Source organism: Caenimonas sedimenti, assembly GCF_007833165.1.
Lineage (GTDB): Bacteria > Pseudomonadota > Gammaproteobacteria > Burkholderiales > Burkholderiaceae_C > Ramlibacter > Ramlibacter sedimenti.
In genome coordinates this window covers 570,369-577,111 of record NZ_VOBQ01000004.1, presented here as the reverse complement: position 1 = coordinate 577,111, position 6,743 = coordinate 570,369, and the positions used below count along the sequence as shown (strand labels likewise).

Genomic DNA, 6,743 nt, shown 5'->3' with positions numbered 1-6,743 from the left:
AGCCGCGGCGCCGCCCGCGGCCGCCCCGGCGCGCGGCGGCGGCGCCAGTTTTGGCGGTGCCACTTTCGGCGCGCCGGCGAGGCCTGCGCCATGAGGGCCGTGGTCATGCGCGAACGCGCGGCGATGGCCGTGCTGGTCCTGCTGCTGCTGTTGCCCGTGCTGGGCACGGCGTTTTACCTGTGGAGCAAGCACCAGTGGGCCAACGGCCGGCTGGCCGAAGTCGAGCCGCGTTATGCGCGCCTGCTGGGGCTGGAGGCAAGCCAGGCCGAGCTGACGCAGGCCCAGCGCGCCGTCCAGGCCCACCTCGCCCGCTTCGCCTACCCGGCCGGCCAGGACGTCAGCCAGACCGGCGCCGATGCGCAGCAGCGCGTGCGCAACGTGGCGACGGTGGCCGGCCTCACCCTCGTGAGCAGCCAGGTGCTGCCGGCCAAGGCCGAAGGCGCCTTCGACCGCATCCCGATCACGGTCCAGCTCGAGGGCGACATGGGGGCTCTCCAGGCCGTGCTCGTGGTCCTGGCCTCCGAGAAGCCCGCCATCCATTTCGAGAGCATGAGCCTGCAGACCATTGGCGCCGTGCGGGCCGAGGTGCCGGCCCGGCTGGGCATCCAGTTCAAGCTGTTCGTCCTGAGGAAGAGGTCATGAGGAAGAGCCTCTTGCCTTTCCTCCTCGCGCCCAACCTCGCCCTGGCCGTGCTGCTGGCCTGGCTGTGGATCGGCAAGGACGGCCAGCTGCGCAACACCCACTGGGAGCCGCCGCGCGCGATCAAGCCCGATTTCTCGGGGCCGCTCGCGGGCTTGTCCCGCGCGCGCAGCGATGAAGTCGGGCAGCTGGTCGCCATGTCGGACCGCCCGCTGTTCTCGCCCACCCGCCGGCCGCCCCCGCCGCCGGCGCCGCCACCGGCACCTGACGCGCTGGCGAGCCTGCAGATCCTGGGTGTGTTCAACGGGGCCAATGGCGCCGGGGTGGTCGCGCGCGCGGACGGGCGCGTCCGCCGCGCCGCGGTGAACGAGCGTTTCGGGGACTGGACGCTGTCCAGGATCGAAGGCCGCGACGTGACCTTCACCCGCGGCACGGAAAACCGCGTCTTTTCCCTCGCGGCCGCGCGGACGGCGCCGGGCGCCATCCATGTGAAGCCGCCCGCCAACCCGCCGGCCGCCGGAACCCCGCCGCCCGCGCCGACTCAGATGACCGGCGCCCAGCGCGCCCAGGAAGAAGAGCGGGCCCGCCTGCGCTACATCAACGAGATGAACATCCGCAATGGCCTGCCCCCCGTCAATCAAAGATAACGACCACAGAGAGCGATCGCCCATGCCCGCACCCCGTTTCGCCCTCCTCGCGCTCGCGCTCGCCATGGGCGGTTCCGCGCTGGCCCAGGCGCCGGCGGTGCCGTCACCTGCGGCGCCGGCGCCCGCCGCCGCGACGCCCGGAGGCGCCTACATCCGGGGCAACGACCGGGTCGTCGCCAACCCGCGCCAGGGGCCCATCCCCGAGGGCACGGCCAACTCGTTCCGGTTCGAGGATGCGCCGATGTCGGATGTGGTGCATGTGATCATGCGCGACATCCTGCGCGCCGACTACGTCGTGCACACGCAGCTGGCGGGCAACATCACCCTCGCCACGCGCGGCGACGTGCCCGCCGACCAGGCGGTTTACATGCTCGAAACCGCGCTGCAGGCCAACGGCATCGCCATGGCGCGCGATGCCCGCGGCGTCTACCACATCGGCCGGCCCGAGGCGCTGGTGGGCATCGTCGCGGCCCCCCGGATCGCCGCCAACGGCGTGCTGCCGCCCGGCACGGGCACCGTCATCATTCCGCTGCAATACATCGGCGCCGGCGAGATGGCCGCGATCCTGCGGCCGCTGCTGCCGCCAACGGCACTGGTGCGGGTGGACCCCCTGCGCAACCTGCTGGTGCTGGCCGGCAGCCGCAGCCAGGCCGAGGGCTGGCTGGACATCGTCAGCACCTTCGACGTCGACCTGCTGAAGGGCATGTCGGTGGCCATCGTGCCCTTGAAATATGCGTCGGTGCGCGAAGTCGACGCCGCGCTGCGCTCGATGGCGGGCGGCTTGCCGGCCGCGGCGCCTCCGACGACCACCTTGCGGCCCGCCGGCCCAGGCGGCGCGACGGCAGCCAGCGCCGCGGCGGCCGCCGCGCAGGCGCAGCAGGCCGCCGAGGCGAGTTCGCTGTTCGGCGCCATTCGCGTGTTGCCGATCGAACGGATCAACAGCCTGCTGCTGGTCTCGCCGCGCGCCGCCTACCTGGAGGAGGCGCGGGCCTGGATCGAACGCCTGGACCGCCCGGGCAGCAGCGCCCTGGAGCCGCAGCTTTATATCTACCCGGTCAGGAACGGCTCGGCGAAGCACCTGGCCGAAGTGCTCAGTGGCGTCTTCGGTGGTGACAGGACGACGACGACCACCACCACCCCCAGCGTGGCGCCGGGCCTCTCCGCCACCACCGGCGGGACCGGCGGCGCCGGAGCGATCAACTCGCTCGCCGGGGCGGGCGCGAACGCGCAGCCGAACGCGCAGTCCCGGGTCGGCTCGGTGACCACGACGGCACAGGGCGCGCGCGTCATCGCCGACGAACTGAACAACGCCATCCTGATCTACGCGCTGGCCGGCGAGTACGCGAAGATCGAGGCGGCATTGCGCCGCCTGGACGTATCGCCGGTGCAGGTGCTGATCGAGGCCAGCATCGTCGAAGTGACCCTCGGGGACGACCTGCAGTACGGGCTGCAGTGGTACTTCACGGACAAGGCCCGGAGCGGGCTCAGCGGCACTGGTGCCATCAGCCAGACGGCCAGCAGCGTCCTCGGGAACATCTCGCCCACGGTGGCCCAGACGGCGGGCTTCTCGTACACGCTGCGCAATTCCCTGGGAGCCGTCCAGGCGGTGCTGAACGCCCTGGCCGAGAAGTCGCTCGTCAAGGTCATCTCCAGCCCCTCCGTCATGGTGCTGGACAACCATACGGCCGGCATCGCCGTGGGCAACCAGACGCCGATCCGCTCGTCGGAAACGGTCACCAGCGGCGGCAACATCACCCAGAGCATCACCTACAAGGACACCGGCGTGAACCTGCAGGTGACCCCCTCGGTGAGCGCGGAGAACGTGGTGACGATGGCGATCAACCAGTCCGTCACCGACGTCGGTCCGCCCGACACCGCGGCGACCGGCCAGCGCAGCTTCCTGCAGCGCCAGATCATCAGCAAGGTCGCGGTCCGCTCCGGCGAGACACTGGTGCTCGGCGGCCTGATCCGCGACAACGACGGGTCGGGCAACCGCGGCCTTCCCGTGCTGTCGGAGATCCCGGTGGTGGGGGGGCTGTTCGGCGCGCAGTCACGCAACGTCTCCCGCACCGAGCTGCTGGTGGTCATCACGCCGCGCGTGGTCCGTTCCGACCTCGACGCCCGCGACGTCGGCGCCGAGCTGCGCGAACGCATGAAAAGTTTCGAGGGCCGCGACATGCTGCGGAAGCCCTAATTCAAAACTGCCCCGGGGCGCAAGCCCCATTTCCATCACGTTCCATCCAGAAGGAGATCCGGATCCCATGACGAGTCGCAAAACAACAACACCCGGCGCGCGCTTCCTGGCGCTGGTCTTCGCCGCAGCCCTGGCGGGTTGTGCGGCCATGCCCGGCGCGGCCAGCAAGGAAGACGTCGTGCGCGCCAGGGCCGCCCAACGGGCGAATGCCTTCGCGAAGGCCGACTATGCGGGCGCATACGCGTTGTTGACGCCCAGCTATCGCAAGGCGCGCGATCTGGACGCCTACCGCCGGGCCCTGGGATCAGGTGCGGCCTGGGAGAAAGCCGAGGTCGCCGCCGTTGCCTGCACGGAACAGCGTTGCACGGTCGGCTTGAAGGTCAGCGTAAAGCCTTTGATCGCCGGTAGGTTTAACGATACGATCACCGTGCAGTTCGAGGAAACCTGGTTGCTGGAAGACGGCAATTGGTGGCTGCATCAGGCCTTGTAAAGTTCATTTCTAGAAGGGGAGACGTGCCTATCGATTGAGGTCTTCAGGTGTGTTTCTTTCAAGCAACATGCGACGCGACCCTCGGGCTTGTTGCCTTGCTACCAAAAATTGCACTGTGCTACCATTCCCCGGCGTTTTTCTTGGTAGTCACGCTTACCAAACTTTTTAACTGGAGTTCTTGATGAGAAAGAATGCTCTCGCAATGAGTATTGCCACCCTGGTGGGTGGCATGGGTTTTGTCGGCGCGGCTTCCGCGGACGTCATCGTCGGTACCGGCGCGGCGCCGACCAGCGCGGTCCTGGGTGCCACCACGGCGACCCAGCTCGTGCTGGCCGCTGGCGGCATCGGCCACCAGCTGATCACCCCCTATTTCAACGCCCAAAACGGCAACGCCACCATCATCAGCGTGACCAACACCGACACGGTGAACGGTAAAGTGATGAAGGTGCGCTTCCGCGGCGCCAGCAACTCCGACGACATTTTGGACTTCACGGTCCTGATGTCCCCCGGCGACGTGTGGAACGCCACCGTGACGGCCCCGACGACCACTGCGCCCGCGCAGATCGTCACCAGCGACAAGACCTGCACGCTGCCCCAGCTGGCAGCCGGCGTGCCGCAACAGTTCGTGACCGCCCGCCTGACCAGCAAGTCCGGCAACGACATCCCGAACAACACGCGTGAAGGTTACATCGAGATCTTCAACATGGCCGACATCCCGTCGACCCAGTCGCTGTACGACGGTTCGGCTGTCGCCAAGCAATCCAACCTGTACACGGCGATCAAGCACGTTGCTGGCACCCCGCCCTGCACGTCCACCGCCATCAACACGGCCATCCTGGACACGAACCACACCGCCGAGGCCACTGCGGCCAACCGCGGCCTGGCCACGCCCACGACCGGCCTGTTCGGCAACTGGACGATCATCAACGTGCCGCAGACGACCACCTACTCCGGTAGCATGGTCGCCGTGCGCGCGCTGACCGCCGGCAACGTCGACGGCCGTGGCAACTTCGTGGTGTTCCCGCAGAGCGCCACGCAGTACCCTGGCGTGATCAACAACGTGACGGCTGACCCGGTGCTGCGCACCGCCAACGTCTGCACGAGCCTGACCGCCGCCAACGTCTGCACCGCCGCCGCCGGCCTGCCCGCCATCCCGGCCGCGTTCTTCGACCTGCCCGACATGTCCACGCCGTACGCCGGCGCAGCCACCCCGCTGATCCAGGCTGGTACGCTGACCGCCGCCCTGGCTGTCCAGACCGTGGTGAACGAATACGCGACGGACGCGATCATCTCCGCCAAGACGGACTGGGTGTTCTCCATGCCCACCCGCCGTTACAGCGTGGCGATGGACTACTCGCCGGCCACGTCCCGCCGTCTGTACAGCCAGACGCTGGACCCGACGCTGAACCTGCCGTTCTTCCACGACAGCAACACCCGCATCAACACGGGCAACGCTCAGCAGATCTGCGTGGACGCCACGGCTCAGACGTTCTATGACCGTGAAGAGCAGACGAAGTCTTCGGGCGCCGTCTTCTCCCCGGGCAACATCAGCATCACGACGTTCTGCGGCGAAACCAGCGTCCTGAGCTTCGCTGACTCCGGCGTCTCCGTGCTGGGCGGCACCGTCGCTCGCCAGGACACCAGCTCGTCGGCCTTCACGAACGGCTGGGGCGTGGTCAACGTGCGCAGCGGCGCGACCAACCTGGGTCTGCCGGTGATGGGCGGTTCGTTCATCAAGGCGACCAACCCGCAAGTGGCTGCTGGCCAGTCCGGCACCTACGGCGTGAGCTCCGAGCACCGCTTCACGCGTTAATCGGTTCCACTCTTGTGGTAGAAAAGGCGGGTTGATCCCGCCTTTTCCTTTTGGTTTTCGAGAAATGAACGCTCAATCCTTTTTCCGCAGCATGACGCTGGCCGCCCTGGCCACGTCCCTTTGCCTCACCCTTTCCGCCGCCGGCCCCGTCGTGGCCGAAGGCCCGAACGGCCTGAAGATCACCTACGACGACCTGAACGCGGATGCGCAGCGCATCCCCGCCACGAGCCGCCATGTCGCGCTCGGCCAGCCTGACGCGGTGCAACAGGCCTCCCAGAACATCTACATCCGCCGCGTCCTGGCCGCCGAAGCCGTGCGCGATGGCCTGGACAAGGACCCGATGATCGCCGCCACGTTGCAGCTGGCGCGCGAGCGCGTCCTCTCCGACGCGCGGCTCGCCAAGATCGACGATGCCAACCGCCCGTCCGCGGAGGCCATCGAAAAATCCGCCCTCGCGCAGTACAACGCGGACCCATCCAAGTTCCGGACGACCGCCCAGGCGCGGGTCAGCCACATCCTGATCGCGGGCAACACCGACAAGGCCAAGGCCCTGGCCGAACAGGTGCTGGCCCAGGTCAAGGCCGGAGGCGACTTCGCGGCGATCGCACGCGAGAAGTCCGCCGACGTCGGCAGCGGCCAGAAGGGCGGCGACCTCGGCTGGTTCAGTCCCGGCCGCATGGTGCCCGAATTCGATGACGCCGTTGCCACGTTGAAGAAGCCGGGCGACATGACGGGTCTCGTGCAGTCCCAGTTCGGCTGGCACATCATCCGCCTCGACGCCCGCCGGGACGGAGGCATCCGCACCTATGACGAGGTGAAGGACGAGTTGCGGCAGGTGGTCGCGAACCAGCTGCAAAGCGACGTCCGCCTGAAGGAAGCGACGCGCATCGCGGGCACCATGAAGGTCGACCGGCCCGCCATCGAAGCCTTCTCGGCCCTGCACAAGAAGTAAGCGGAACT

Annotated in this window: 6 protein-coding genes; all 6 read left to right on the top strand. The window is 68.2% G+C overall.

The window, feature by feature from the left end; all coding sequences use genetic code 11:
• Positions 1-90 precede the first annotated feature (90 nt).
• Positions 91-642 carry a type II secretion system protein GspM gene (gspM, locus tag FN976_RS07370; RefSeq protein ID WP_145892331.1) on the top strand — a complete coding sequence of 184 codons (552 nt, stop codon included), beginning with the start codon at positions 91-93 and terminating at the stop codon, positions 640-642.
• Complete coding sequence (locus tag FN976_RS07365) at positions 639-1,286, top strand: hypothetical protein (protein ID WP_145892330.1); 648 nt, start codon at positions 639-641, stop codon at positions 1,284-1,286. Before gspM ends, FN976_RS07365 begins: the two co-directional genes overlap by 4 nt.
• Before the next feature lie 22 nt (positions 1,287-1,308).
• Positions 1,309-3,480: a type II secretion system secretin GspD gene (gspD, locus tag FN976_RS07360; protein WP_186510778.1), complete on the top strand. Its 2,172-nt coding sequence runs from the start codon at positions 1,309-1,311 to the stop codon at positions 3,478-3,480.
• 67 nt (positions 3,481-3,547) lie between these two features.
• Positions 3,548-3,970 carry a hypothetical protein gene (locus FN976_RS07355; protein WP_145892329.1) on the top strand — a complete coding sequence of 141 codons (423 nt, stop codon included), beginning with the start codon at positions 3,548-3,550 and terminating at the stop codon, positions 3,968-3,970.
• Positions 3,971-4,172: 202 nt separating this feature from the next.
• On the top strand, positions 4,173-5,783 hold the full coding sequence (locus tag FN976_RS07350) for a cell surface protein (protein ID WP_349291350.1): 1,611 nt from the start codon (positions 4,173-4,175) through the stop codon (positions 5,781-5,783).
• A 64-nt stretch (positions 5,784-5,847) separates the two neighbouring features.
• Positions 5,848-6,735, top strand: coding sequence for a peptidylprolyl isomerase (locus tag FN976_RS07345; RefSeq protein WP_255440201.1), 888 nt, complete (start codon positions 5,848-5,850; stop codon positions 6,733-6,735).
• Positions 6,736-6,743: the final 8 nt, after the last annotated feature.

Excerpts from the sequence above, each read along its gene's own strand:
- gspD (WP_186510778.1), top strand. The coding sequence starts at position 1,309 with ATGCCCGCACCCCGTTTCGCCCTCCTCGCGCTCGCGCTCGCCATGGGC.
- FN976_RS07350 (WP_349291350.1), top strand. The coding sequence starts at position 4,173 with ATGAGTATTGCCACCCTGGTGGGTGGCATGGGTTTTGTCGGCGCGGCT.
- FN976_RS07345 (WP_255440201.1), top strand. The coding sequence starts at position 5,848 with ATGAACGCTCAATCCTTTTTCCGCAGCATGACGCTGGCCGCCCTGGCC.
- FN976_RS07365 (WP_145892330.1), top strand. The coding sequence starts at position 639 with ATGAGGAAGAGCCTCTTGCCTTTCCTCCTCGCGCCCAACCTCGCCCTG.
- FN976_RS07355 (WP_145892329.1), top strand. The coding sequence starts at position 3,548 with ATGACGAGTCGCAAAACAACAACACCCGGCGCGCGCTTCCTGGCGCTG.
- gspM (WP_145892331.1), top strand. The coding sequence starts at position 91 with ATGAGGGCCGTGGTCATGCGCGAACGCGCGGCGATGGCCGTGCTGGTC.